Origin of the sequence: Prauserella alba (assembly GCF_024171735.1) — a bacterium.
GTDB lineage: Bacteria > Actinomycetota > Actinomycetes > Mycobacteriales > Pseudonocardiaceae > Prauserella > Prauserella alba.
The window spans coordinates 194,576-219,477 of the sequence record NZ_JAMTCH010000005.1 but is presented as its reverse complement, the minus strand read 5'-3'; the positions used below and the strand labels follow the sequence as shown (position 1 = coordinate 219,477).

Here is a 24,902-nt window from a genome sequence, read left to right as displayed (position 1 = left end):
CGACGGTACGACTGTTCACCTCGCGACTGCCCGCTGACGTGTCGCGGCTCGCGTGCGCACCCTCCCCTCGGCGACGTCGAGCACCAGGTCGGCGCCTGCGACCTCGCCGGGCCGGTGGGTGACGTGCACGACCGTCTTCCCTGCGAGCGCGCCGTGCAGGTCGTCGAGGACGCGGTCGGCTGTCGGCGCGTCGAGGTGGGCGGTGGGTTCGTCGAGCAGGACGAGGTCGGCGCCGGGTGCGGCGAGCAGCGCCCTCGCGAGGGCCAGCCGTTGCGCCTGCCCGCCGGACAGACCGGCGCCCGCGGAGTCGAGCACGGTGTGCGGGTCGAGATCCACGTGCGCGGCGCGGAGGGCATCGGTGAGCTCGGCGTCGGTGGCGTGCGGATCGGCGAGACGCAGGTTCTCGGCGACGGTCGTGGAGACCAGCTGCGGATCCTGCGGCGCCCACGCGACCCGCGCGGGCACGTCGGCCTCGCCGCGCACCGGGCGCAGGAATCCCAGCAGCGCGGCGAGCAACGTCGACTTGCCCGCACCGGACTCACCGATGACCGCGACGTGGGAGCCCGGCGGGATGTCGAGGTCCACGTCGTGCAGCACCGGGCGCGCGCTCGACGGCCAGGCGATGTCGGCGCCGCTCAGCTGTACCCGTCCCGGGTGGCGCTCCGGCTCACGGTCGGTGAGCTCGGCCTCGGTGTCGTCGCTGTCGGTGTCGTCGCTGTCGGTGCCGGGGTCTTGGTGGGCGTCGTTCTCGGCTGCGGCCAGGCGGGTGCGGGCATCGCGGAAGGTGTCCCAGTGCTGGGCGACGGGTGGCAGCAGCGCGATGACCTCGGCGAGCGCCAACGGCACGAGCGCGACCACGGGGGCGGCGACGGGGGCGAGCGTCCCGGCCTCGACGGCACGGGCGGCCAGCCACGTTCCCGCGACGGCGGCGCCGCCGGTGGCGGCGACGATCACGGCGTCGGCGGCGCCGTCGCCCCAGGCCTGCCTGCGTGCCGCGGCGGCGAGCCGCTGGTCGAGGCGCGCGAGTGCGCTGCGCCTGTGGCGGTGGGCGCCGACGGCGACCAGTTCGGCCGCGGTGGCCAGCAGCGCGAGCACCCGCTCGTCGAGCTTGCGGCGACCGGCCGCGAGTGTGGCCGTGGCACGGCGTTCCACGACGAGAGCAGCCCACGGGGCGGCGACCGCGGCGACGACGACCGCGAACGTGAGCGCCAGTCCCGCGACGGGCAGCACGAGGCTCACCGCGGTGCAGGCGGCGATCAGGACGGCGCCGACGACGAGCGGCGGGGTGAGCACACGTGGCAGCAGGTCGCGGACGGTGTCGGTGTCGCCGACGAGCCGGCGGTGGTCCGCGCCGTGGCGCAGCGCATCGGCCGGTCCCCTGGCGACGAGCCCGCGCCACAGGCGGACGCGCAGGGTCGCGGCGATGCGGAACGCGGCGTCGTGGGTGACGAGGCGTTCGGCGTAGTTCAGCACGGCCCTGGCCAGGCCGAAGGTGCGCACGCCGACCACGGCGACGCTGAGCATGAGGATCGGCGGCTGCTGCGACGCGCGGGCGATGAGCCAGCCCGACGTGGCCGTCAGTGCGACCCCGGCGATCAACGATCCCGCGCCGAGCGCGACGCCGCCCAGGAAGCGCCGGTCGACGAGCCTGCGCAGCGCGACGCGGCGGGCCGAGTCCACAGCAGGCGCGGACGTGCGAGGGGCATCGGGTTCGGCATCGGCGGCGTCGGCGTCGGGCGGGCCGGTCGCGGCGTCGGTGCCGTGGGTGTTGTCGGTGCTCGGAGTGCTGTGAGTGGCGCTCAGCGCGGCGCGGTCGTGGGCGGCGACGACGACGGTGCAGCCCTCGCGTGCCGCCTCGTCGATGAGTTCGTGGACGCGGCGAGCGTTGTCGGCGTCCAGGTGCGCGGTGGGTTCGTCGAGCAGCAGCAGCCATGCGCCTGCGCGCACGCGTGCCAGTGCCCTGGCGACGGCGAGGCGTTGTCGCTGGCCGACCGAGAGTGTGGCGACGGACCGGTCGGCGAGGCCGTCGAGTCCGACTCGGCCCAGCAGATCGTGGGTGGCGGCGGCGTCGAGTGCGGGCGCGGCGAGGGCGATCTCGGCGGCTGCGGTGCCCCCGGTGAACGACGGCGTCTGGGGAACCCAGCCGATGCACTCGCGCCAGGCGTCGGGGTCGAGGTCGGCGAGGGCCGTACCGGCGACCTGGACGTCGCCTGCGTCGGGGCGGACGAAGCCCAGCAGAACTGCGAGGGTGGTGCTCTTGCCCGCGCCGCTGGGCGTGCGCAGCCACACGGTCCGCCCTGGTCGCGCGGTGAACGTCTCGCCGTCCGGGGCGTCGCCGCCGCGACGGTGTACACGCAGGTCACGGACGTGGATGTCGCCGCGGCGCGGGCGCAGCGTGCCGTCGGACGGTGCGGGTTCGGCGAGCACGTCGGTGACGCGGCGGACGGCCTCGACGCCGTCGGTGCTGGCGTGGAACGCGGTGCCGACGGCCCGGAGCGGCGCGAAGCACTCCGGTGCGAGCAGTAGCACCCCGAGTCCGATGGCGAGCGGCATGTCGCCGTGGACCAGGCGCACGCCGATGACGACGGCGACGAGGGCGACCGACAGGGTCGCGGCGAGTTCGAGGGCGAACGCCGAGCTGAACGCGACGCGCAGCGTGCCGAGGGTGGCACGGCGGTGCCGGTCGGAGACGCGGCGGACGGTGGCGGCCTGCGCGTCGGCCCGGCGGAACGCGGCGAGCACCGGCAGGGCGCGCACGAGTTCTAGCACGTGGGCCGACAGCCGGGCGACGGAGTCGCTCGCCGCCGCGACGCGGTCGCGCGTGTAGGAGCCGATGAGTGCGCCGAACAGCGGCAGCAGCGGCAGGGTTACGGCAATGAGCAGGGCCGACGGCCAGTCGGCGACGAGCACGGCAGCGCCCGCGGCGAGGGGCACGACCGCGGCGGTGACGAGCGCGGGCAGGTAGCGGGTGAAGTAGGCGTCGAGCGCGTCGAGGCCGGTGGTGGTGAGTGCGGTGAGTTCGCCGTGCCCGCGGCGGGCGATCCATTCGGGGCCGAGGCGCAGCGCGTGGTCGAGGACGTGGGTGCGGAGTTCTTCCTTGGCGCCCGCTGCGGCCCTGGCTGCGACGACGCGGATCGCCCATGCCAGCAGGGCCCGCCCTGCGACGGTGGCCAGGAGCAGGCCGAGCCGAGGTGCGAGGTCGCCGGTGTGTCCGGCCACGACGTCGGCGAGCGCGGAGGCGAGCAGGAACGCCTGCGCGACGAGGCATGCGGCGTTGAGAAACGCGAGCACACCGGTTGCGGCCAACGCTCGGCGCGCTGCCACCGACAGTGCGGGGAGCGCGCCGAGCGGGCCGTGTCCCACCCGCGACCGGCCCGGCGTGTCCGGTGTGGACGGTTCGGCGCCGGTGCCGGTAGCGGAAAGGGTGTCGCGGGCGGGACGGCTCATGAGGACACCTGCTGCGCGCTGGGAGGGGCGGGGATGTGGGAGGTCTTGATGCGTTTACGGAAGACCCAGTAGGTCCAGCCCTGGTACACGAGCACCGCCGGGGTTCCGAACGCCGCGACCCACGTCATGACCGTCAGGGTGTAGTCGCCGGAGGCGGCGTTGTGGACGGTCAGCGAGTTTGCGGCGTCCAGTGTGGAGGGAAGGACGTCGGGGAACAGGGCGCCGAACAGGGTGACGACCGTGCCGGCGATCGCGACGCCGAGCGCGGTGAACGCCTGTCCCTCGCGTCCGGCGGCGATGCGCCACCAGGCGACGAGCGCGGCGGCGACGGTGACGGCGAACGGCACGTACGTCCAGCCGGACCCGTGGCGTACGTGCACGAGGAGTGCGAACGCGGCGACGGGCAGGATCGCGACGGGCAGGACGGCGGTGGCAAGGCGGCGTGCGCGGCGCCGGATGTCGCCGTCGGTCTTGAGCGCGATGAACACGGCTCCGTGCAGCAGTGAGAAGCCGGTGACGGCGAGCGCGCCGAGTAGCGTGTCCCAGCGGAACGCTGCGAAGGCCGAGCCGACCCGGTTGCCGTCGGCGTCGAGCGGCAGGCCGAGCACGGTGGAGGCGATGACGAAGCCGATGCCGATCGGCGGCACGGTGGAGCCGATGACGATGACGGTGTCCCAGGCCCGGCGCCAGCGGTCGGAGTCGACCTTGCCGCGGTACTCGAAGGCGACGCCGCGGCCGATGAGTGCGAGCAGCACGAACAGCAGTGGCAGGTAGGCGGCGGAGAACAGGCCCGCGTACCAGGCGGGGAACGCGGCGAACGTCGCGCCGCCCGCGACGATGATCCAGACCTCGTTGCCGTCCCAGACGGGCCCGATGGTGTTGATCATGACGCGGCGTTCGGTGTCGTCCCGCCCGAGGACGGGCAGGAGCATTCCGACACCGAAGTCGAAACCTTCGAGGAACAGGTAGCCGAGCCACAGGAACGCGATGACGAGGAACCAGACGACTTCGAGTTCCATCAGACCACCAGCCCCGGGCCGGGCCGCACCCGCGCTACCACGCGGCTACGACATGTTTCAGGTGAAACCTGTTTTCCCCAGCCGGCTGTGCACAACGATCGGAGTTGTCCACAACTTGCTGGACACGCCTTGGGGAAACCCCTCGCGGCGGTAGGCTGGAGTCGGGGTCGTCCCCCGGAGAGGGTGGGGGTGTACCCACCGGAAATCACGATCACGACGTCTCCTCCGACGGAACGGTCTCCTCGAGCAGCGCGGTGTTCGATCGGCACGTGCACCGCGCGAACGGCTGTCAACGGCTGCGAACGGCTGCGAACGGCTAGTAGGCGAACGACAACGGCTCGTCGTCGGTGTCGTCGGGCGCGTCCTGTCCGCCCCGGCCACGGCCCGAACCGCCGCCCGAGCCGCCCTCGTCCCCGTCGCCACCCGCCCCGAGACGGGAGGCGACCCGCGCCGGCATCACGCTCTCGACACCGCCGCGGACGTACTTCGCGATCAGGAAGATCTCGACCACGGCGAGCGCGGCGTACACGAGCGTCAGCGACACCAGCGACAGCCACACCTCTCCCTGACTCACCCGCGAGACGGCGGCCGCGGTGTACATCCACACTCCGTCGACGCCGCTCGGGTCCGGGTTCGGCACCACCACGAACGGCTGCCTTCCCATCTCCGTGAAGATCCACCCCGCGCTGTTGGCGATGTACGGCAGCGCCACGCTGCCGAGCGCCACCCGCGGGAACCAGCGGCCGTCGGGGATCCGCCCACCGCGCGTCAGCCACAGCGCCCCCACGCCGACCAGCATCGACAGCGCACCGAAACCGATCATGATCCGGAAACCCCAGTACGTCACCGGCAGGTTCGGCACGTAGTCGACCGGCTTGCCCGCCAACTCGCCGAGGGCCGGATCGTCGGGATAGTGCGACCCGTACTCGTCCTGGTACTCCCCTATCAGCTGCTGCACGCCCTTGACCTCGGACGACAGATCACCGTTGGCCAGGTACGACAGCACCGCAGGCACGTTCAGCGTCTTCACGCTCTCGCAGTCGGCGTCCGCCACGTCCCCGACCGCGATGATCGAGAAGCTCGCCGGCTGCTCCGTGTGGCACAGCGCCTCCGCCGCCGCCATCTTCATCGGCTGCTGCTCGAACATCAGCTTGCCCTGGAAGTCACCCGTCACGACCAGCACCACGAACGCGACCACGCCCGTCCACGCGCCGAGCTTCACCGACGAACGCCACACCGCACGGTGCTCGTCGTCCTCACGGCGCCGGCGCCACAACCGCCACGACCCGATGCCCACCAGGAACGCCGCCGCCACCGCGAAACACCCCGCGACCGTGTGCGGGATCGCAGCCAGCGCCGTGTTGTTCGTCAGCACCGCCCAGATCGAGTTCATCGTGGGCTTCCCGTCGACGAACTCGACCCCCACCGGGTGCTGCATCCACGAGTTCGCCGCCAGGATGAAGTACGCCGACGCCACCGTGGCCAGGGAAAACGCCCACACGCACGCCAGGTGGACCCGTTTGGGCAGCCGATCCCAGCCGAAGATCCACAGGCCGAGGAACACCGACTCCACGAAGAACGCGACGAGCCCCTCCATCGCGAGCGGAGCACCGAACACGTCTCCGACGAACCGGGAGTACTCACTCCAGTTCATACCGAACTGGAACTCCTGCACGATCCCGGTCACCACGCCCATCGCGAAGTTGACCAGCAGCAGCTTGCCCCAGAACTTGGTCATCCTCAGGTAGCGCTCGTCGCCCGTGCGCACCCACGCCGTCTGCATACCCGCGACCAGCACAGCCAGGCCGATCGTCAACGGCACCATCAGGAAGTGGTAGACGGTCGTGATCCCGAACTGCCACCGCGCCAGCTCCAGAACTTCCACGATCACGACTCTGCTCCGCGCCCGCACGCACCCGACAGGTACGGCGGTCCCGACTACGACAGGACGTAAGTCCCGTCCACACCGGCCGTACCACCTGGCGCGCGGGGCGTTCCCACTCCGCAGCCAACAATTTCGGCACGGCGAAAAAAATTGTGAGACGCGGGTTCGCGCAATTTCGGCGGGTGCCAAAAATGCCGATTCGCGTGATCGATCCACTTGATTTTCGGCAATTCCCCTTTATCGTTGAAGTGACCAAGGGGTGAAACTACTGATGTCCACTGCGCTGCCGGCCTTCTTCACGGCGTTTGCGCTGGTCTTCGTGGCCGAATTGCCGGACAAGACCACCGTCGCCACGCTGGTGCTGACCACGCGTTACCGCGCGAGCTCGGTATGGACCGGCGTTACCGCCGCATTCGCCGTTCAAACGCTCGTCGCCGTCGTATTCGGCAGCGTATTGACGTTACTTCCCGGACAGCTCGTTTCCGTCGCCGCCGGCGTGATGTTCGGCATCGGCGCGGCGATCCTGCTGCGCTCGGGATTCCGCACGGCAGGCGACACCGGCGAGGACGCCATGCGCGCCGGACCGGCGCGCGTCCCGTTCCTCCGTGCCGCCGCCGCGTCCTTCGGCGTCCTGTTCGCCGCCGAATGGGGTGACGCCTCCCAGCTCGCCACGGCCGGTCTCGCCGCCCGCTACGCCCAGCCGGTCGCCGTCGGCCTCGGCGCCTTCGCCGCCGTCGCGTGCGTCACCGCGCTCGCCATCATGGTCGGCACCAAGCTCCGCCACCGCATCCGCCCACACCTGCTGCAGCGCGCGGCAGGTGTGGCGTTCGCGGGCCTCGCCGCCTACGCGTTCGGCTCCGCACTACTGGCCTGAACCCGACCGGTCGATCCCACCGGCGGCGACACGGCCCTCACAGCCCGCCTCCCGGCGGACGCGCGGGCGCCGCGCTCACTCCGCGTCGAGCAGTCCCAGTTCCACCAGGTCACCCACGGGGCGATCGAACTCGGCACACGCATACGAGGCGAACATCGCGCGCACCGCGGTCGCCGCCTCGTCGGACAGCCCGCGGGCCTCCTCCGCCAGCGCGGCACCGTCGGTGCTGGCCAGCGCGCCGCGCACGTCACCGCCCGACAGGCATCGCGCCGACGCCACGAGCAGGTTCAGGAAACCGTGGTGTTCGATGCCGTCCTCCGCGGTGTGGCGCACCGCGCGATGCAGGCTGTTCGTCGCCTTGAACGTCGCACCCGTGGAACTCGCGACCACCGACAGGAAGTCGGCCACCTCGTCGAGACCGGGGAAGTTCTCCGGCGACTGGCCACCACACCGGATCTTGGGCCTGCTGCCGTGCTCGATGACCTTCTGCACGCCGTCGAGCCAGCCGACGCCACGCCGCGGCTCCACCACGCGCACGACGTCCTCCGGCACGAACTCGGAGACCCGCTCCAGCCAGGTCTCGTCGACGTCCGACGGCGCGGGCATCTCGACCATCTTCAGCGCCAGCAGCTCGCTCCGGGATTCGACGATCGAGATCGCCTTCGGCACCCCGCCGAGACCCGTGTCGATGATCAGCGACAGCGGCAGCGGCTCGGCCGGCTTGATCTTGATGAGTTCCGTGATCAACTCGGGCAGTCGCGACGCCTGGCACAGGAAGACGCCCAGCACGCCCGACCTGTCACCGCCGCGAGAGGCGAAGTGCCCCTTCAGCGCCTCCGACATCGCCGCGTCGCTGGGTGGAAAGAGCGCCGAGTCGTCGACGAGTCGAGCGAACAGCGGAGGGACTCCGCGAGGGCCGGGGGGCGTGAGTTCCACAGCGCTTGACACCCCTCACACGCTAATAGCGCCCGCTTTCGGGACGAGTATCGGGATGACGACAGACCGGCCACCGGCATCGCCGCGCCCGCCTCACCAGGACCTCTCGGGTATTCCCCTGACCAAGAAGATAGGTTAGCCTCGCCTTAGTTGGAGGTGACCGGTGACCCGTACCCGTCCGCACACGCCCCGGACCCCGTTTCCCGCGGAACGCGCCAAGAGCATCGCCACCCGCGGCGGCCCCGCCGCGCTGATGCCCGCCGTCCACCGCGATCCCGTGTCCGGGCCGCACACCGAGCCCGTACTGCACCACGTGCACGCGGGCGGCCGCGCCAGCATCCTGCTGCCCGACGACGACCCGCTGGTGCTCGCCGTGAGCGGTCCGACGGACACCGACGGCCACCCCGGCGTCGCGCCACCGGGCGAACTCGCCATCACACTCGAGATCACCGACGAGGCCCCCGTCGCACTGCGCAGCCCCGTACGAGGCCTGCTGTGGCTCACCGGCTGGCTCCGCGGACTCGACACCCGCGCCGCCCGCACCAGGGCCACCACGATCGCCGAGCAGCGCGCCGAACCGACCCTGCTCGACCTCGGCCACGGGCTGACGATGCTCGACCTCGTACCCGCCTCGTTCGTACTCGCCGACTCCGAGGGCACCCACTCGCTGACCGCACAGACGTTCGCCTCGGCCAGCCCCGACCCGTTCTGCCGGCACGAGTCCACATGGCTCCGGCACCTCGAGCACGCCCACCCCGAAGTCGTCACCGCACTGGCCCGGCACGTACCGGACGAACTGCGCGGCGGGCGTATCCGCCCGCTCGGTATCGACCGTTACGGCCTGCGCCTGCGCGTCGAACACCCCGGCGGCCTCGGCGCGTGGGACCCGTTCGCCGCCGCGGCCGACACCACCGTCGACCACGACGTACGCCTCGCCTTCGACGAACCCGTCGACTGCCAGCAGCGACTCGGCCTCGCGCTGCGCAAGCTCGTCGGCTGTCCCTTCCATCCGCAGACCTGAGCCCGCCCAGCAGAACCCGGACCACACGAGAACGGCGCCCCCGGGAGCAGTGCTCCCGGGGGCGCCGTCCGTCTCGCGCTGTCGGCAGGCGTTATGCCTTCACCTTGCCGTCGTCCCCGGTCTCCGGGTCGTCGACGACACCGGCATCCACGAGGCTGCTCGTCACGTGATCGGCGAGCTCGTCGCGTTGCATGCGCCGCTGAGCACGTAGCGCCGCTCTGCGTTCCGCGGAGAACTCGCGCCAGATCGACACACACATACCGATCATCACGACACTGAACGGCAATGCGATCAGGATCGCGACCAGCTGCAACGTGGACAGACTGTCCTCACCCGGCAACAGCAGCGCGATGGCCACCGCACCTTCGGCGACACCCCAGAACACGCGACTCCACGTCGGCGGGTTCGGGTCGCCGCCCGAGGCCAGCATGTCGACCACGAGCGAACCGGAGTCGGACGAGGTCACGAAGAACAGCACGATCAGGATGATCGCGCCGACGATGACCACGGTCCCGCCGGGCATGCCGTCGATCAGGCCGAACAGCGACGTGTTCGTGTCGACCGTCGCGGCGCCTTCCTCATCGACACCGATCAGGCCGCCCTGGCCGAACAGCTCACGGTAGAGCGCCGTGCCGCCGAAGACGCAGAACCAGATGATCGCGACGAGGGTCGGCACGAGCAGCACACCGGCGACGAACTGACGCACGGTGCGGCCACGCGAGATCCGCGCGATGAACACACCCACGAAGGGCGCCCACGAGATCCACCAGGCCCAGTAGTACGTCGTCCACCAGCCCTGCCACTCGGTGCCGTTCTCGCCCGAGTAGGCAGTGGTGTTGACGCTCATCTGCAGGATGTTCTGCAGGTAGTCACCGAACGTCTGGACGATGTCACGGAAGATGAACAGGGTCGGACCAGCGATCAGTACGAAGATCAACAGCGCGGCCGCGAGGCCGAGGTTGATGTTCGAGATGTACTTGATGCCCTTCTTCAGACCCGTGACCACGGACACCACCGCGGCCGTCGTGATCGCACCGATGAGGATCACGTAGGTCAGGTTGTTCGGCTCTTCGATGACGTCGATGAAGCTCAGCCCGGCCGCGACCTGCATGACACCGAGACCCAGCGACGTCGCGACACCGAACAGCGTGCCGCAGATGGCCGCGACGTCGATGACGTCACCGATCCAGCCGTTGACCTTCTTGCCCAGCACACCCTCGAGGGCGTACCGGATCGACACCGGACGCTTCTTGCGGTGGATGGCGTACGCGATGGCCACACCGACCACGACATAGATCGCCCACGGGTGCAGACCCCAGTGCAGCACCGCCTGCAGGATCGAGTCGTGGGCACCGGCAACGGTGCCTTCCTCGATCCCGGTGGCGCGGTTCGGGATACCGGCGAAGTGGTTGAGTGGCTCCGCCACCCCCCAGAACACCAGGCCGATACCCATACCCGCCGCGAACAGCATCGCGAACCATGAACCGAGGCCGAACTCGGGGCCCTCGTCGTCGGGCCCGAGCTTGATGTCACCGAAGTGGCTGACACCGATCCAGATCGCGAAGGCCACGAACACGGACACGAGCAGCAGGTAGTACCAGCTGAACGTGCCGATCACGGCGTCCTGGATGTTTCCGACGATCTCCGCAACCGTGTCGGGGAAGATCACCGAGATCAGGACGAAGGCCAGCACGATGATCACGGAGGGCCAGAAGACCCTCGGCGCAATCCCCTTGTGACCAGAGGTTTGACCCTTCGGCGATGCGGATGGCGCGGCCTCAGCTTCTGACGTTTCCGCCACGAGGCTCTCCTCCTTCATCGTTTCTTTCAACCGCTGCACCCTAGTAGGCCGTTCGGGCGATTTATCGATAACCGGCCGCATTGTTAGCGGGATCGTGATGATTCGCGATTCCCCCGGTCGGTGCCGGACCGGTGACGGGGCGTTAACGTGCTCCGGTGTCACCGGGCCAACGCGATCGCCTGAATCACTGGATGCGCAGGTGGTTTACACCTGGCAGCGCACCTGTTCCGCCGCCGATTCCCACCGGCGACGACGCTCGACGACGGCGGATGCTGACCGTCGAAGTCGTCATTGTGTTTACGATCACACTTGGTTTGTCGGGTGCGCGATCCCTGCTCTCCCTTGTCGACTCACTGCTACGACCCGAGACGCTGAGTGATCAACAGGTCGCGATCAACACGTCGCAGGCCACCAACGAGATAATCGACCTCCTGCTACAACTACTCAGCGCCACTCAGCTCGTCGCCTGGGGCGCACTGGGCGTGTACCTGCTGTGGCGCGGTGGCGCCAAGCTCGCCGAGGTCGGCCTTCCGCGCCGACCACAGGCTGCCGACCTGCGGTGGAGTGTCGCCCTCACCGCACTGATCGGCATTCCCGGACTGTTGTTCTACCTCGCCACGTGGCAGTTCGGCCTCAACCTGGCCGTACAGCCGTCGACGCTGGGCGAGACGTGGTGGCGGCCGATCACGCTGACCCTGTCCGCGTTCGGCAACGGCTTCGCCGAGGAAGTACTCGTCGTCGGGTACCTGATCACCCGATTGAGACAGCTCGGCATGGGCGAGAATACGAGCTTGATCATCTCCGCAGTCCTGCGCGGTTCGTACCACCTCTACCAGGGCTTCGGCGGGTTCCTCGGCAACGTCGCCATGGGACTGATCTTCGGCCGCGTGTGGCAGCGCACGAACCGGCTGTGGCCACTGGTCGCCGCCCACACGCTGCTCGACGTCGTCGCGTTCGTGGGTTATGCGCTCGTGCGCGACCACGTCTCGTGGCTGCCGTAGCCACGACGGCGTCGTCACCTCCTCGCGCTCGCGGCCGTGATCATCGATATGACCGTGACCAGGAGGTTTGCACGCAGCATCGAACGTGTGTTCTACTTGCGATCGACGGCGCACGGTAGGTGCCGACCTCACCACCGGCCGGACTGCAGGGGCCCGGCCGGCAGGCGGAAAGCGCCGGCGTCGCACGTAAGGAAGGTATGTCGCGGGTACGACACTTCGTCGACTCCGCGGCACGTGATCGCCGGGCGGCGATCGAGCGGGGAAGCGCCGGTCAGTAGCTGGAAAGGACTGTGTCGGAGGGGATGGAGATGGCCTGCAAGATCACGCACCGGGCCTTGCGCGACCAGCAGATCAGGTTCGCGAACCGGGAGGCCGCGGAGCGGTACGCCGAGATCATGGGCGGCGGTGTCGAGAACTGGGTGTTCACGACCGTGCCGTCGGTCGTCGCCGAGTACGGCTGGGGACCGTACCCGGAGCGCGCTCCCCGAAAACGGGAGCTGACACCCACCGGGTGACTACGCTCTCGCGCGTGACGAACACAGCCAACACGATCACCGGCCCGGGCAAGGACAACACGACCACGATCACCCCGGGTGTCGACAGCGAGGTCGGCCCGCTGCGGTCGGTCCTGCTGCACCGGCCCGGCGGCGAGCTCACGAGGCTCACCCCGCGCAACAACGACCAGTTGCTCTTCGACTCGATCCCGTGGGTCGAACGCGCACAACAAGAACACGACGCCTTCGCCGAGGTGCTCGCCTCGCGCGGAGTGGAGGTGCTGCTGCTCGCCGACGTCCTCGGCGAGTCACTGGCCGACCCACGCGCGCATGCCGCCGGGGTGCACGCCGCGGTGGACGAGCGCCGACTCGGCGGCGAACTGGCGGATGCGCTGCGTTCCCACCTGTCCGGCCTCGGGGCCGGCACGCTGCGCGAGACGTTGATGCGCGGGATGACGTTCGAGGAGCTGCCTGCCTCCGAAGGCGCGTCCCTCGTGCGGAAGATGCACCACGCACACGACTTCGTCGTCGACCCGCTGCCGAATCTGCTGTTCACGCGCGATTCCTCCGCGTGGATCGCCGACCGCGTGGCGATCTCGTCGCTGGCGATGCCCGCCCGGAGCAGGGAGACGGCGTTGCTGGACCTGGCATACGCGTACCACCCCCGGTTCCGCGGCGCGGCGCGTGCGTACGGGGCGCATTCCGCCCCGGTCGAAGGCGGCGACGTGCTGTTGCTGGCGCCGGGCGTGCTGGCCGTGGGTGTCGGTGAACGGACCACGGCCGCGGGTGCCGAATCGCTCGCCAGGTCAGTGTTCGCCGACGGCATCGCCCACACGGTGCTGGCCGTCCCGATCGCGCAGAACCGCGCCACGATGCACCTGGACACCGTGTGCACGATGGTCGGCCCCGACGCGGTCGTCATGTACCCGCTCGCGCGCGACTCGCTCGTCGCCTACACGATGCGGCCCGGCGAGGACGTCACCGCCGACGGCGCCCGGGACCTGCGCGTCGACGGACCGAAACCGTTCCTGGACGCCGCGGCCGCCGCGATGGGCATCGATCGCCTGCGTGTGATCGACACAGGCCTCGACCCCGTCACCGCCGAGCGGGAACAGTGGGACGACGGCAACAACACGCTCGCGCTCGCGCCGGGCGTGGTGGTGGGCTACGAGCGCAACACCCAGACGAACGCACGCCTGGAGGAGGCGGGCATCGAGGTGCTGGCCATCGCCGGGTCCGAACTGGGTTCCGGACGTGGCGGGCCGCGCTGCATGTCCTGTCCCATCGCACGGGGCCCGCTCCCCAGCGGATCCTGAGCGTCTGCGTGCTCAACGTCCGGCTGTCCTCAGTGCCTGAGCCGACGGCACCTGCGCCCTCAGTACCTGGTCCCTGAGCGTGCACCTGTGCCCTCAGCACCTGAGCCCTGGCCTGCGCCCTGGGCCTGCGACCTGGGGACTCGTCCGGCCTGAGTATCCGTCCGCCCTGAGCATCCGCGTCGACTGTCCCGCTCCGGTGGCCGCCAGTACGTGGTCACCAGAGCGGGTGATGTCGCAACGGTGACGCCGGAGGTGTGCGCGTGCCCCGACCCCGGTTCGGTGATCTCTCAGCAGGGTTACGACTGCAGATCGTGATTCATTCCCCGAATGAGGGACAATCAACCGACTGAGACATAATTGAGCCTCACCTAAGTAACCATCTCAACTTAGGTGAGGCTCAATTTATTTAGCGCATCCTTGGCTAAGGAATTGTAGGCAAATGCGCTCCGGATCACCAGCCCCCGGGTGGAAAAATGTGGAACCCGAGGCGTACATTGAATGTATGCCCACCACGACGAAGAAGCAGAACTCCCAGCAGCCGCGTTCCAAGTTCTACGAATTGCTGCAGGGCCAGGTTCACAACGAGTTCCACGCCTCGCAGCAGTACACCGCGCTGGCCGTGTGGTTCGACAACGAGGACCTGCCCGAGCTCGCGAAGTTCTTCTACGCGCAGGCCGTCGAGGAGCGCAACCACGCCATGGCGCTCGTGCAGTACATGATGGACACCGACCACCACGTGACCATCCCCAGCACGGGCGAGGTGCGCAACGAGTTCACGAGCGCCAAGGAGCTGGCCGAGCTGGCCCTGGAGCAGGAGAAGGAGGTCACCAGCGACATCAAGACGCTGACGAAGGCCGCCCGCTCCGAGGACGACTTCCTCGGCGAGCAGTTCATGCAGTGGTTCCTGCAGGAGCAGGTCGAGGAGGTCGCGACGATGAGCACGCTCGTGAACGTGTTCGAGCGCGCCAACGGCAACCTGTTCGAGGTCGAACGGTTCGTGCACAAGCACCTGCAGAGCGACGACGCCGACGACGACATGCCGGAGGTCGCGGGCGGCAAGCTCTGACGCTTCCCGTCGGGGCACAGCAGCGTTCGAGAACCGGAAGGGGCGGCGCCCCCTCGCATCGATTCGGATCACGGATCGGCGCGAGGGGACGCCGCCCTTTTCGCATTCTTCGCACATTTCACAAGGGAAGGCTCACCTCACAGCAGGCGCACTACGGGAAACCCGTTCCGGATTCGTCGGTCCTCCAACCGCCGCGATCGCCACAACGTTCGCGTCCGCGCGATCTTCGTCCCCCGGGAGCCCTCACCGGAGCGGCAACCTTCCTCGTTCGCGGGCCCGTCTCGACCGAACCGGGAAGCAATGTCGCCCGCCTTCCGACTTGCCTCGCCTCGGTTCTCCCGTCACCGTAGATTTCGGACAAGGAGCATCTGCGCTTGGCTGACGACACAGCCGACGGAAGGCAGGGGCACCATGAGCGAATCACACGGCGGTAACAACGGACCTTCCGGCGAAGAGCCTGCCCCACCGAGCCCGGCAGCAGAGGGCAGTATCGCCCAGACTGACACCACTGACGAACATATCGAGCATCAGCTGGTCCACCACGGCGTTCGACTGGGGCGAGGGGGGATCGCACCGTCGGTCTTCTGGCCCAGCCTGATCGTCGTCGCGGCCATTGCGCTCTTCTCCGTATTCTCGCCCGAAACGGCTGGCGACCTCTGGAACTCGGTCCAGGGCGGGATCGTCAGCGGGTTCGGCTGGTTCTACACGCTGGCTATCGCCGGGTTCGTACTCTTCGCGATCTTCCTCGGAGTGAGTCGCTTCGGCGACATCACTCTCGGCAAGGACGGGGAGGAGCCCGAGTTCGGCCTGATCTCCTGGTTCACCATGCTGTTCGCCGCCGGCATGGGCATCGGACTGGTGTTCTTCGGGGTCGGCGAGCCGCTGACGCTATACTCCGACCCGAAGCCCGGCGTCGACGGCAACTCCGCCGACCTCGCCTCACAAGCCATGGCACAGACTTTCCTGCACTGGGGTTTCCACCCCTGGGCGGTCTACGTCATCGTCGGCCTCTCCCTCGCCTACGCGATTCACCGCAAGGGTCGCCCGGTGTCCATCCGCTGGGCACTGGAACCGTTGCTCGGCGACAAGGTCAAGGGCTGGCCCGGCGACGTGATCGACGTGCTGGCCATCGTCGGAACGCTGTTCGGCGTGGCCACGTCGCTCGGACTCGGCGTGACCCAGGTCGCCACCGGCCTGAGCGAGATCGGTGTGGTCGATCAGGCCGACAACCTCCTGCTCGTCATCCTCATCGTGACCATCACGCTGATCGCGATCGTCTCTGTGGTCAGCGGGCTGGGCCGTGGCATCCGCTGGTTGTCGAACTTCAACCTGTCGCTGGCCGGGGTGTTCCTGATCGCCGTCCTGTTGCTGGGGCCGACGCTGTTCCTCGCAAGGGACTTCGTGCAGTCGCTGGGGGCCTACTTCGCCAACGTGCTGCCGATGACGTTCGACGCGTTCGCCTACACCGGAGAGGAGGGCATCGACTGGGCAGGTAGCTGGACGATCTTCTACTGGGGCTGGTGGATCGCCTGGGCACCGTTCGTGGGCGTGTTCATCGCGCGCATCTCACGAGGTCGCACGGTCCGTGAGTTCGTCGCCGGTGCGCTACTCGTCCCCACTCTCGTCGGATTCCTGTGGTTCACGGTCATGGGCGGCACCGCCATCAACCGGCAACAGCAGCAAGGTGACCTCGTGCCGGCAGACGGAGTGGTCGCCGAGGAGGCACTGTTCGACACGCTGCGGGGCCTGCCGTTCGGGATGATCCTGTCGGTTATCGCGATCATCCTGGTGGTCATCTTCTTCGTCACGTCCTCCGACTCCGGTTCGCTCGTGGTCGACATGCTCGCCTCCGGCGGGCACCCCAACCCGCCCACCTGGAGCCGAGTGCTGTGGGCGTCGCTGGAGGGGCTCGTCGCGATCGGCCTGCTACTCGCCGGCGGTGATGAAGGGTTGTCCGCGTTGCAGGCCGGGGCCGTGTCCACCGGGCTGCCGTTCGCCGTCGTGCTGGTGGCGATGGCGGTCGCGTTGTACAAGGCGCTCAATGCCGAGCACCGTGCAATCGTCAGAGCCGAACGGCGCATATACCACCGCGAACTCGCCGGGGAACTGTCGCAGGACTTCGACCAGCACTTCGGCGAACAGGTCGACGACCGCATCGACTACGCACTGTCGACCACGACCGGGATCTGGAACCGGGCGGACAAACGCACCCCGATCAGCACGTTGTCCCGCGCTCGTCGGCGTGGTCGGCGCCAGCGGTCGCCGGGGGGCGGAGCCGGTCCCCCGCAAGGCGGCGGTCCGTCCGGAGGTGGGGCCGGTCCGCCCGGCGGCGCGTCGCCGGACTAGTTCCACCGCCTGCGGACTGTCCGCGCCCGGCGGCGGCCCGCCCTGCCCTCCGCGGGGTGGCCGCTCTCAGCAGCTGACGTCGGGGTCCGGAACGGTCAGCCGTAGCGTGACGACCTCGTCGGCCTCGATGCCGAACACGTACCGGGAGTCCGCTTCGGGATTGTTCCGCACCCGCTGGCCGTCGCCGGTGCGTTCCAGGTCCGGATAGGCGCGGTTCAGCTCCGCCAGCGAGGCTCCGATGGCGATGCCCTCCGGTGTCTCGGCGGCGCCGGACTGGAACCGCACGATGCCGTGCCCGCCACGGATCGCGACCCGCGATATCGACCGGTCGGCCACCTCGTACGACCGGCATTCGCCCTGGTCGGGCGGGCCTGCACCCGGGTCCAGCGCGCCGGTGGACACCGCCTCGTCGTAGGTCATCAACAGGTGCAGCGGCTCTTTCCCCGACTGTCCCAACGTCGGCGGTGGCTCAGGTTCGCCCGCGTCGGTGCTCGTCCGCGACGGCGGGTCCGCGGGCGGCACACCGGGGCGCATCGACGTCGGCGTCGCCGGCGCGCTGACGGGGGAACTCGGCCGGCTGACCGGGGCCGTGGTCGTGGCGTGCGGTGCCGGTATCCGGTTACTGCGGTGGCCTTCGTGGTCCGACGACGGGACGTCGCTCGAGTGCACGATGCCGCCGGAACCGTCGGCGACCGCGACGTCGCCGGGATCCGGCTCACCACCTGCCCCAGCCAGTGCCAGCCCTCCGGCCACGGCACCGATCATCACGAACACGCCCGCGCCTGCACCGGCCGTGGCACGCCTGCGCCTGCGGCGGCCGGCTCCTGCGACGATCGCACCGGGATCAGGCGCCCGGCCCGTACCGAGTTGCGGGCTGCCGAACAGCCGCTGCAGCCCTTCGCGGACCTCCGGGTCGTCGCGGTCGTCACCCGTGTCCGTCATACACCGCCGCCCTCCCCGCTGCCTCCGGATCGTCCTCACCGAGCCGTCCGCGCAGCGTGGCGAGCGCCTTGCTGGCCTGGCTCTTGACCGTTCCGGCCGAGACGCCCAGCGAACGGGCGATCTCCGCTTCGGACAGTCCCTCGTAATAACGCAGCACGATGACCGCGCGTTGCCTCGGCGGCAGATCTTTCAGCGCCTGCCACAGCGGTTCGTGTTCGAGCGGGTCGGCCGGCGCTGCGCCAGTCTCGGGCAGCTCGGCGACCAGGTTCTCCCGCCTGAGCTTGCGCCAACGGCTGATGTGGGCGTTTGCCATCGACCGGCGGACGTAGGCGACGGGATCGGCGGTTTTGCGCCGCACGTGCGACCAGCGCGAGCCGACCTTCTCGAGAACCGTCTGCACCAGGTCGGCTGCGTCGTGCGGATTGCCGGTCAACGCGTGCCCGTAGCGCATCAGCCCGGTCAGGTTGGCCTCGACGAAGTCGCCGAAATCCGTGAGGTCGTTCGCCACGAACGTCCTCCCTCGCTACGACCTGCCCGCCACGTCCGGATCCGCCGTTCCGAACCCACCACGTCTGATCCCCGCCGCTGATCCCACCGCGTCCGAAACCACCCGCGTCCGCCGTGGCGGCCTGTTGCTGCCGCGGCGGCCTGCGTCAGCTTGGATATTCGTGCAGCGCCTTCGGCAGCCGGAACGTCCCGTCCTGCTCGGGCGGGAACGCGCACGTCCGCGTGACGGCCGCGGCCGGTATCGGACCGTAGACGTGCGGGAACCACGGTGCGCCCGGTTCGGGCGGATCGGCGGGTTCCCAGCGCAACGGGACGTCGAGGCTGGCCGGGTCGATCACGAGGAGCACCAGGTCGCTGCGGCCCGCGAACACGCGCTCGGCCGGGAACTGCACGGTGCCGAAATCGCTGCAGTGCACGAACCCGACGTCGTCGAGCGAGGCGGGCCGGTACTCGCCGTCGGCCGGGACCGCGGCCCAGTCGGCCTCGGGACAGATGTGGAGGATCATCAGCGCACCGGCCTCAGCGCAGCGTGAACTGGCGGCCGATGAGACCGTCGCGTGCGCGGCGTTCAGCGGCGTCCAGCGGTGTGTCGTCGAGCGAGGCGAACGCTTCCTGCAGCCGGGTTCCCAGCGCCTTGGCGGGTTCGATCCACTCGCGGGAATGTGCCTCCGGGTCGAGGTCCCACACCGGAACCAGCAGCCCGTGCGCCCGGAACGAACCGGCGAACTTCGTTTCCTCGCCGAGGGTCAGCGTGCCCGCTGCCGACAGTCGCGCAAGCGCTTGCATCAGGCGGTTCTCCTCGGCGGGCCACACCCACCGCAGGTGTGCCTTCTCCCCGGCCAGCACCCAGTAGGCGCCCGATTCGAGACGTTCGGTCGGCATGATCGCCTCGTTGGCGCGCTGCAGCGACATCGCGACCTCGCCGGTCGGTTCCTCGCCCTCGGGCAACCACCAGGAGAAGTCCTCGTGCACCTGGACGTCGAGGTCGGCGGACGGGTCGAGCAGATCCTGCAACCGCTCACCGGGCTGTGACGGGCTGCGGGTGTCGGCGACCGAGAGCACCTGGCCCGGCTGCGCGGTCAGCGCCCAGCTCAGCGCCCTGCCCAGGTCACGGCTGATGTCGCCGGAACGGGTCTGCACCTGCAGTCCGACGTACACCTCGCCGTCGCCGCGCACGAACGCCGCCGCGGCCATCGGCAGCACCGACGCGATCGTCACCGTGCGGTCGCTGTGTTCTCCGGCGAGCGGCAGCGTCGCCGTCGCGGACGGCACGAACTCGCGCATCGCGATGAGCTCCGGCTCCGCCGCCAGGCCTTCGAACGGCCGCCCGACGAATACGTCGCGGACCTTCTCCTTGCGCTCCTTCTTCCGCGCCGCTTTGCCCACTGCGCTCGCCTCCCGGTCGTGATTCGCCTGGCGGAAAACGCTACTCGACCGGCGATTCGGTTACGGTCGGCGGGTGTTCGATCCCGCCGACCCTGCCTTCCTCGCCGATCCGTATCCCGAATTCGCCCGGCTGCGCGGTTCCGGCGGCGTTCACCACCACGAGGGCCTCGGGCTCGCGGTGGCCGTCTCCCACGAAGCCGCCTCCGCGGTGCTGCGCAGCCGGTCGCTGGGCCGCATCTGGACGGATGCCACGCCGTTGGAGCAGTTCGCCTCCTTCAACATGCTCCACCGGAACTCGCTGCTGGAGAACGAACCGCCTGCGCACACCCGGTTGCGCAGGCTCGTGCAGTCGGCGTTCGCGCGCGGTCACGTGGAGCGGCTGCGGCCGACGGTGCAGGCGCTCGCCACGCGGATGGTCGACACGCTGGCGGCCGCGATCCGGGCGGACGGCGAGGCGGACCTGCTGGAACATCTGGCGCAACCGTTGCCGGTCGCGGTGATCGCCGAGCTGCTGGGCGTCCCCGAGGAGGCGGGACCGCAGCTGGTCGAGTGGAGCAACGCGATCGTCAAGATGTACGAGTACGGCCTGCCCCGCGACAAGCGGGCCGAGGCCGAACGTGCGGCGGAGGCGTTCGCCGGCCACCTGCGCGGTCTCGTCGACGAACGGGCGGCCGCGCCGGGTGAGGACCTGTTGAGTCACCTCGCGGCCAGTGAGCTGACGGGCGACGAGGCGGTCGCGACCGCTGTGCTGCTGCTGATGGCCGGGCACGAGGCCACCGTCAACGTCATCGGCAACGGGGTGCGCGCACTGCTCACCGACCGCGACCAGTGGGACCTGCTGGTCGCCGACCCCGGGCTGGCCCCCACTGCGACGGAGGAGCTGATCCGGTTCGACTCGCCGCTGCAGTTGTTCGAGCGCACGGCGACCGCCGACGTCGAGATCGCGGGCTTCACCGTCACCGAAGGCGGGAAGATCGCCGCGCTGCTCGGGGCGGCGGCGCGGGATCCCGAGGTGTTCGACGAACCCGACCGGCTCGACATCAGGCGGGAGAAGAACCCGCACCTGGGCTTCGGCGGCGGCATCCACTACTGCCTCGGCGCCCCGCTCGCGCGGATCGAGATCGCCGCGGCCCTGGAGGCCCTCGTGGCCCGGTTGCCCGACCTGCGACTCGCCCGCGAGCCGCAGCGCAGGGCCGAGTTCGTCATCCGCGGACTGCGCGACTTCCCCGTCACGACCGCGTGAGGACCGCCCCCAAGGGCACTTTGGTTGCATTCAGCGCAACCAAAGTGCCCCTGGGGGCGGCAGCAGCGCCGGGGCCGTGCCCCGCACGGTCAGCGAGATCGACCGCTTGATCACCGTGCAGGGACTGCCGTCGCTGCGGTTCGGCATCATCCCGTTTGACAGCCCGCTTCCAGCGGCCGTCGCGCACAACTTCGTCATGAAAGACGACACCGTTACGGTCGGACTGATCAACACCGAGTTGTCCACCCAGGACGCCGAAGGTGTGGCGCTGTACCGCCGCTACTTCGACACGCTGTGGGGTGTGGCTGCCGAAGGCGACGCCGCACGCGCGATCCTCACCCGGGTCGCGTCCGGCCTCCCGTCCGAGTGACAGCGGCTCTCCCGGAGCCGTCAGCGAGTGGAGGTCTCCGGTCGGGGACGTCGGTCCGGGTCGGGTGCGCCGGCGATCTTGACGACCTGCCGCAGCGCGAGCACGTCGGCGTCGACCGGGGACAGCAGTCGGGTGATCCGGTTGACGAGCACCACGGTGACGATCGCCAGCCCCGCAGCGCAGGCGTCGGTCAGCGCGCTGAGCACCACGCCGTCGGCGTCGGCCTGCACCCCGTCACGCAGCCGCCACACGACGGTCACGACGGCGAGCGCGACGTTGGCGCACCAGGTCGCCCACCACGCCAGCACCAACCGCGACGGCCGCGGCCGCTCGTCGGCGGGCCTGCGCAGCGCGGCGTGTTCCAGCTCGGCGACGATCGGCCCGGCGAGCAGCAGGTTCGCGCCCGGCACGAGTACGCCGACGAGCACCTGCCACGCAGGCCTGGGCACGTCCTGTCCCGCATCGGCGGCGGCCACCGACCGTGCGACGAACAGCCACCACAGCGCCGCCCCCACGGCCAGCAACGCCATGATCGGCGTCATCAGCGCGAACGCCAGCACGAACGCATCCGACGCGCCCACGACCTCCGGGGTCAGCGCCGATGCGCGGCTCTGCAGCAGGAGGATGTACCGCCAGCCCTCGGCGACGGCCGCGAGCCCGGCCAGCACGGCGAGTGCGATCAGCAGGGTGACCGCGTTCCTGCTGGTCGACCGCAGGCGCTGCCGGGGCTGCATACCGCCGGACGCGGTTCCGGGCACGGCGGTCGACGAGCGCCACACGAGGTTGGGGAAACCCCAGCGCGGCGGGGACGGATACCGCGGCGGGCCGGTGTACGGCCTGCGCCGCCCGCGCGGGCGCGGGCGGCTCGCGCCCGGTGGGACGGTCGCGACCCACCGCACGTTCGGCCCCGGCTGCCTGCCCTGCTGCCGGTTCGGGTACCTGCCCGGGTGCATCGCGGCTACAGCACCTCGGGTTCCGCCGCGTCGTGATCGGTTTCCAGGGCGCGGCCCTCTGTCTGCCAGGACTTCATGCCGCCCGCCACGTTGACCGCGTCGACCAGACCTGCCGCGTTGAGCCACGCCGTCGCCTGCGCCGACCGGCCACCGGTGCGGCAGATGACGTACACCGGACGGTCGTCGGGCAGTTCGGCCAGCTTGTCGCTGCTGGCCGGCAGGTCACCGAGCGGGATGTGCACGGCGCCGGGCGCGTGACCCGCGGCCCATTCGTCGGCTTCACGGACGTCGAGCAGCATCGCACCCTCGGCGGGCAGTTCGGACACACGTGTCGTCGGGATCTCGGCTGGGTTCACCACGCGCCCATCGTCGCACGAACCGCGTCACTCCCGCGTAGGAGCGAGGCCCACCCACGCGGAGCGGTACCCGCCCCCAGGGGCACTGTGGTTGCGTCGAACGCGACCAGGGTGCCCCTGGGGGCTCCCGGCTACTTGCGATGGCGGCCCTGGGTGGTGCGGGTGTGTTCCTCGGCGCGGCCGAACCGTTGCACGGCGCGGTCCCGCATGAAGCCCAGCGGGTCGGGCGCGTGGAGCCGCAGCATGACGGCGCCGACGTCCTCGGGGACGCGACTCGACGTGGCGGTGCTGACGAGCACGGTCAGGCCGAACGCCACCGGCACGGTGACCAGCGCCGGCTGTTGGACCAGCCACGGCGCCCACCCACCGGTGTGGGCGGACACCGCGTTGAGCACCACGGCCAGCAGCACGAGCCCGCCGCCGGTGCACATGCCGACCATCGCGCCGAGCCACGTGAGCCGCCGCCACCAGATGCCGAGCACGAGCAGTGGCGCGAACGTCGACGCTCCGAGGGCGAACGACATGCCCACGCTCAACGCCAGGTCGTCGATCGGCAGCGTCACCGCCAGCACCAGGGCCACACCCGCGACCCCGACACTCGCCACGCGGTAGTCACGCACCTTGCCCGCCAGCAGGTCGGTGGCGATCACCCCGGACATGCTGGACACGAGGCCGGACGCGGTCGAAAGGAACGCGGCGAACGCGCCGGCCGCCAGCAGCGCCGCGAGGATCTGCCCCGCCACGCCCGACAGCATCGCCGTCGGCAGTGCGATCACCGCCGCGTCGGTGTCGCCGGTGATCAGCAGCTCCGGCACGAACATCCGCGACAGCAGCCCCAGCATCACGGGGAACAGGTAGAACAGCCCGAGCAGCAGCAGCACCTGCACGGTGGTGCGCCGGGCGGCCTTGCCGTCGGGATTGGTGTAGAAGCGGGACAGCACGTGCGGCAGGCCCATCGTGCCGAGCAGCAGTGCCAGCAACAACGAGTACGTCGACAGCAGCCCGGTGAGGTCGGTGCTCGGCAGGAGCCAGTCGAGGTTGGCCGATTTCGCCTGATCGACGGTCGGCACGGCGGAGCCCTCGGGGAACGTCAGCTCAGAGCCCGCGTCGACGGTGTGCGGCGAACCGGCTTGCCACGTGGTCCAGCCCGCCCCGCCGGAGCCGTTGTCGACGTGCACCCTGGTCGGGGCGTCGACACTCAGGGTCACGTCGGTGTCGACCGTGACCGCGGTGCGTGCGGCGAAGTTCGGCGGCGCGGGTTCGTCGAGGCTGCCGGCCGACCCCGGGGCGCCCGCACCCCCGGAGACGAACACCGCGCACAGGACGAACGTCGGCGCGGCGATCGCGAAGAGCTTGAACCAGTACTGGAACGCCTGCAGCAGCGTGATGGCACGCATGCCGCCGCCCATGACGTTGTAGGTGATCACCACCGTGACCAGCACCGATCCTGCCCACGCCGGTGCGGGCATGATCATCGTCATCGCCAGTCCCGCACCCTGCAGCTGCGGCAGCAGATACAGCACGCCGATGAACACCACGAACCACGTCGACGCGGTGCGCAGCGCGGGAGAGGACAGCCGCGCCTCCATGAAGTCCGGCAGCGTGTACGCGCCCGACCTGCGCAGCGGGCCCGCGACCAGCAACATCAGCGCGAGGAACCCGGCCGTGAACCCGATGGGGAACCACAGCGCGTCGGCGCCCTCCTTCAGCACCAGCCCCGCGACACCGAGGAACGAGGCCGCCGAGATGTATTCGCCCGCGATGGCCGCGGCGTTGCGCCGGGACCGCACGGTGCGGCGGGCGACGAGGAAGTCGTGGGTGCTGCGCGCGAACCGCGAGGTGCGGTGACCGAGGTAGAACGTCACCGTCACGACCAGCGCCACGCTGACCAGGGCCCACGGGTTCACCTGCACGCACGCCTTCCTCGCGGAGTCTCCCG

Annotated in this window: 21 protein-coding genes; 9 read left to right on the top strand and 12 right to left on the bottom strand. The window is 70.0% G+C overall.

The annotated features are described in order from the left end of the window. Positions 1 to 15 precede the first annotated feature (15 nt). The 3 genes from cydD to LY12_RS16645 all read right to left on the bottom strand — a co-directional run bounded on the left by cydD (position 16) and on the right by LY12_RS16645 (position 6,351). Positions 16 to 3,447, bottom strand: a complete 3,432-nt coding sequence (cydD, locus tag LY12_RS16655) for a thiol reductant ABC exporter subunit CydD (protein WP_253857775.1) — start codon at positions 3,445 to 3,447, stop codon at positions 16 to 18. Then, positions 3,444 to 4,466 (bottom strand): cytochrome d ubiquinol oxidase subunit II, encoded by a 1,023-nt coding sequence (gene cydB / locus LY12_RS16650; RefSeq protein ID WP_253857773.1) that lies wholly within the window; start codon positions 4,464 to 4,466, stop codon positions 3,444 to 3,446. The genes cydD and cydB overlap by 4 nt, the downstream gene beginning before the upstream one ends. 316 nt (positions 4,467 to 4,782) lie before the next feature. Further along, positions 4,783 to 6,351, bottom strand: a complete 1,569-nt coding sequence (locus tag LY12_RS16645; protein WP_253858871.1) for a cytochrome ubiquinol oxidase subunit I — start codon at positions 6,349 to 6,351, stop codon at positions 4,783 to 4,785. 271 nt (positions 6,352 to 6,622) lie between these two features. Here LY12_RS16645 and LY12_RS16640 point away from each other — a divergent pair, with 271 nt between their 5' ends. Beyond that, positions 6,623 to 7,225: a TMEM165/GDT1 family protein gene (locus LY12_RS16640; RefSeq protein ID WP_253857772.1), complete on the top strand. Its 603-nt coding sequence runs from the start codon at positions 6,623 to 6,625 to the stop codon at positions 7,223 to 7,225. A 75-nt stretch (positions 7,226 to 7,300) separates the two neighbouring features. Here LY12_RS16640 and LY12_RS16635 read toward each other — a convergent pair whose 3' ends face one another. After that, positions 7,301 to 8,161 (bottom strand): hypothetical protein, encoded by an 861-nt coding sequence (locus LY12_RS16635; protein ID WP_308292150.1) that lies wholly within the window; start codon positions 8,159 to 8,161, stop codon positions 7,301 to 7,303. Between the two features lie 163 nt (positions 8,162 to 8,324). Between LY12_RS16635 and LY12_RS16630 the strand changes: the two genes are divergently transcribed. Beyond that, on the top strand, positions 8,325 to 9,182 hold the full coding sequence (locus LY12_RS16630; protein ID WP_253857770.1) for a DUF2470 domain-containing protein: 858 nt from the start codon (positions 8,325 to 8,327) through the stop codon (positions 9,180 to 9,182). 91 nt (positions 9,183 to 9,273) lie between these two features. Here LY12_RS16630 and LY12_RS16625 read toward each other — a convergent pair whose 3' ends face one another. Further along, entirely contained in the window at positions 9,274 to 10,983 is a 1,710-nt protein-coding gene (locus tag LY12_RS16625) for a BCCT family transporter (protein WP_372493544.1), read from the bottom strand. Positions 10,984 to 11,174: 191 nt separating this feature from the next. Between LY12_RS16625 and LY12_RS16620 the strand changes: the two genes are divergently transcribed. The 5 genes from LY12_RS16620 to LY12_RS16600 all read left to right on the top strand — a co-directional run bounded on the left by LY12_RS16620 (position 11,175) and on the right by LY12_RS16600 (position 17,206). Next, positions 11,175 to 11,984 (top strand): CPBP family intramembrane glutamic endopeptidase, encoded by an 810-nt coding sequence (locus LY12_RS16620; protein WP_372493543.1) that lies wholly within the window; start codon positions 11,175 to 11,177, stop codon positions 11,982 to 11,984. Between the two features lie 308 nt (positions 11,985 to 12,292). Further along, complete coding sequence (locus tag LY12_RS16615) at positions 12,293 to 12,499, top strand: hypothetical protein (RefSeq protein WP_253858868.1); 207 nt, start codon at positions 12,293 to 12,295, stop codon at positions 12,497 to 12,499. A 35-nt stretch (positions 12,500 to 12,534) separates the two neighbouring features. After that, positions 12,535 to 13,794, top strand: coding sequence for an arginine deiminase (locus tag LY12_RS16610; protein ID WP_253858867.1), 1,260 nt, complete (start codon positions 12,535 to 12,537; stop codon positions 13,792 to 13,794). 502 nt (positions 13,795 to 14,296) lie between these two features. Next, entirely contained in the window at positions 14,297 to 14,860 is a 564-nt protein-coding gene (locus LY12_RS16605; protein ID WP_253857766.1) for a ferritin, read from the top strand. Between the two features lie 411 nt (positions 14,861 to 15,271). After that, positions 15,272 to 17,206, top strand: coding sequence for a BCCT family transporter (locus tag LY12_RS16600; RefSeq protein WP_253857765.1), 1,935 nt, complete (start codon positions 15,272 to 15,274; stop codon positions 17,204 to 17,206). 66 nt (positions 17,207 to 17,272) lie between these two features. Here LY12_RS16600 and LY12_RS16595 read toward each other — a convergent pair whose 3' ends face one another. From LY12_RS16595 to LY12_RS16580, 4 genes are all read right to left on the bottom strand, one after another. Beyond that, complete coding sequence (locus tag LY12_RS16595) at positions 17,273 to 18,148, bottom strand: hypothetical protein (RefSeq protein ID WP_253857764.1); 876 nt, start codon at positions 18,146 to 18,148, stop codon at positions 17,273 to 17,275. Continuing rightward, on the bottom strand, positions 18,132 to 18,656 hold the full coding sequence (locus tag LY12_RS16590) for a SigE family RNA polymerase sigma factor (protein WP_253857763.1): 525 nt from the start codon (positions 18,654 to 18,656) through the stop codon (positions 18,132 to 18,134). Before LY12_RS16590 ends, LY12_RS16595 begins: the two co-directional genes overlap by 17 nt. Before the next feature lie 145 nt (positions 18,657 to 18,801). After that, a complete protein-coding gene (locus LY12_RS16585; RefSeq protein WP_253857762.1) occupies positions 18,802 to 19,161 on the bottom strand; it encodes a DUF952 domain-containing protein in 360 nt (119 codons plus the stop codon). A 13-nt stretch (positions 19,162 to 19,174) separates the two neighbouring features. Continuing rightward, on the bottom strand, positions 19,175 to 20,041 hold the full coding sequence (locus LY12_RS16580; protein ID WP_253857761.1) for a DUF5926 family protein: 867 nt from the start codon (positions 20,039 to 20,041) through the stop codon (positions 19,175 to 19,177). A gap of 73 nt (positions 20,042 to 20,114) precedes the next feature. Between LY12_RS16580 and LY12_RS16575 the strand changes: the two genes are divergently transcribed. Both LY12_RS16575 and LY12_RS16570 read left to right on the top strand, forming a co-directional pair. Beyond that, positions 20,115 to 21,284 (top strand): cytochrome P450, encoded by a 1,170-nt coding sequence (locus tag LY12_RS16575; protein ID WP_253857760.1) that lies wholly within the window; start codon positions 20,115 to 20,117, stop codon positions 21,282 to 21,284. Between the two features lie 76 nt (positions 21,285 to 21,360). After that, on the top strand, positions 21,361 to 21,654 hold the full coding sequence (locus LY12_RS16570; protein WP_253857753.1) for a Scr1 family TA system antitoxin-like transcriptional regulator: 294 nt from the start codon (positions 21,361 to 21,363) through the stop codon (positions 21,652 to 21,654). 20 nt (positions 21,655 to 21,674) lie between these two features. Here the strand turns inward: LY12_RS16570 and LY12_RS16565 are convergent, their stop codons facing one another. From LY12_RS16565 to LY12_RS16555, 3 genes are all read right to left on the bottom strand, one after another. Continuing rightward, entirely contained in the window at positions 21,675 to 22,607 is a 933-nt protein-coding gene (locus LY12_RS16565; protein ID WP_253857751.1) for a DUF4328 domain-containing protein, read from the bottom strand. 5 nt (positions 22,608 to 22,612) lie between these two features. Next, entirely contained in the window at positions 22,613 to 22,963 is a 351-nt protein-coding gene (locus tag LY12_RS16560) for a rhodanese-like domain-containing protein (RefSeq protein WP_253858866.1), read from the bottom strand. Between the two features lie 131 nt (positions 22,964 to 23,094). Beyond that, positions 23,095 to 24,876 carry a sodium/solute symporter gene (locus LY12_RS16555; protein WP_253857749.1) on the bottom strand — a complete coding sequence of 594 codons (1,782 nt, stop codon included), beginning with the start codon at positions 24,874 to 24,876 and terminating at the stop codon, positions 23,095 to 23,097. Between the last annotated feature and the right edge of the window lie 26 nt (positions 24,877 to 24,902).

What these genes read in the sequence shown, in the direction of transcription:
- LY12_RS16640 (WP_253857772.1), top strand. Translation starts at nt 6,623, where the DNA reads ATGTCCACTGCGCTGCCGGCCTTCTTCACGGCGTTTGCGCTGGTCTTC.
- LY12_RS16565 (WP_253857751.1), bottom strand. Translation starts at nt 22,607, where the DNA reads ATGCACCCGGGCAGGTACCCGAACCGGCAGCAGGGCAGGCAGCCGGGG.
- LY12_RS16615 (WP_253858868.1), top strand. Translation starts at nt 12,293, where the DNA reads ATGGCCTGCAAGATCACGCACCGGGCCTTGCGCGACCAGCAGATCAGG.
- cydD (WP_253857775.1), bottom strand. Translation starts at nt 3,447, where the DNA reads ATGAGCCGTCCCGCCCGCGACACCCTTTCCGCTACCGGCACCGGCGCC.
- LY12_RS16585 (WP_253857762.1), bottom strand. Translation starts at nt 19,161, where the DNA reads ATGATCCTCCACATCTGTCCCGAGGCCGACTGGGCCGCGGTCCCGGCC.
- LY12_RS16605 (WP_253857766.1), top strand. Translation starts at nt 14,297, where the DNA reads ATGCCCACCACGACGAAGAAGCAGAACTCCCAGCAGCCGCGTTCCAAG.
- cydB (WP_253857773.1), bottom strand. Translation starts at nt 4,466, where the DNA reads ATGGAACTCGAAGTCGTCTGGTTCCTCGTCATCGCGTTCCTGTGGCTC.
- LY12_RS16600 (WP_253857765.1), top strand. Translation starts at nt 15,272, where the DNA reads ATGAGCGAATCACACGGCGGTAACAACGGACCTTCCGGCGAAGAGCCT.
- LY12_RS16620 (WP_372493543.1), top strand. Translation starts at nt 11,175, where the DNA reads ATGCGCAGGTGGTTTACACCTGGCAGCGCACCTGTTCCGCCGCCGATT.
- LY12_RS16595 (WP_253857764.1), bottom strand. Translation starts at nt 18,148, where the DNA reads ATGACGGACACGGGTGACGACCGCGACGACCCGGAGGTCCGCGAAGGG.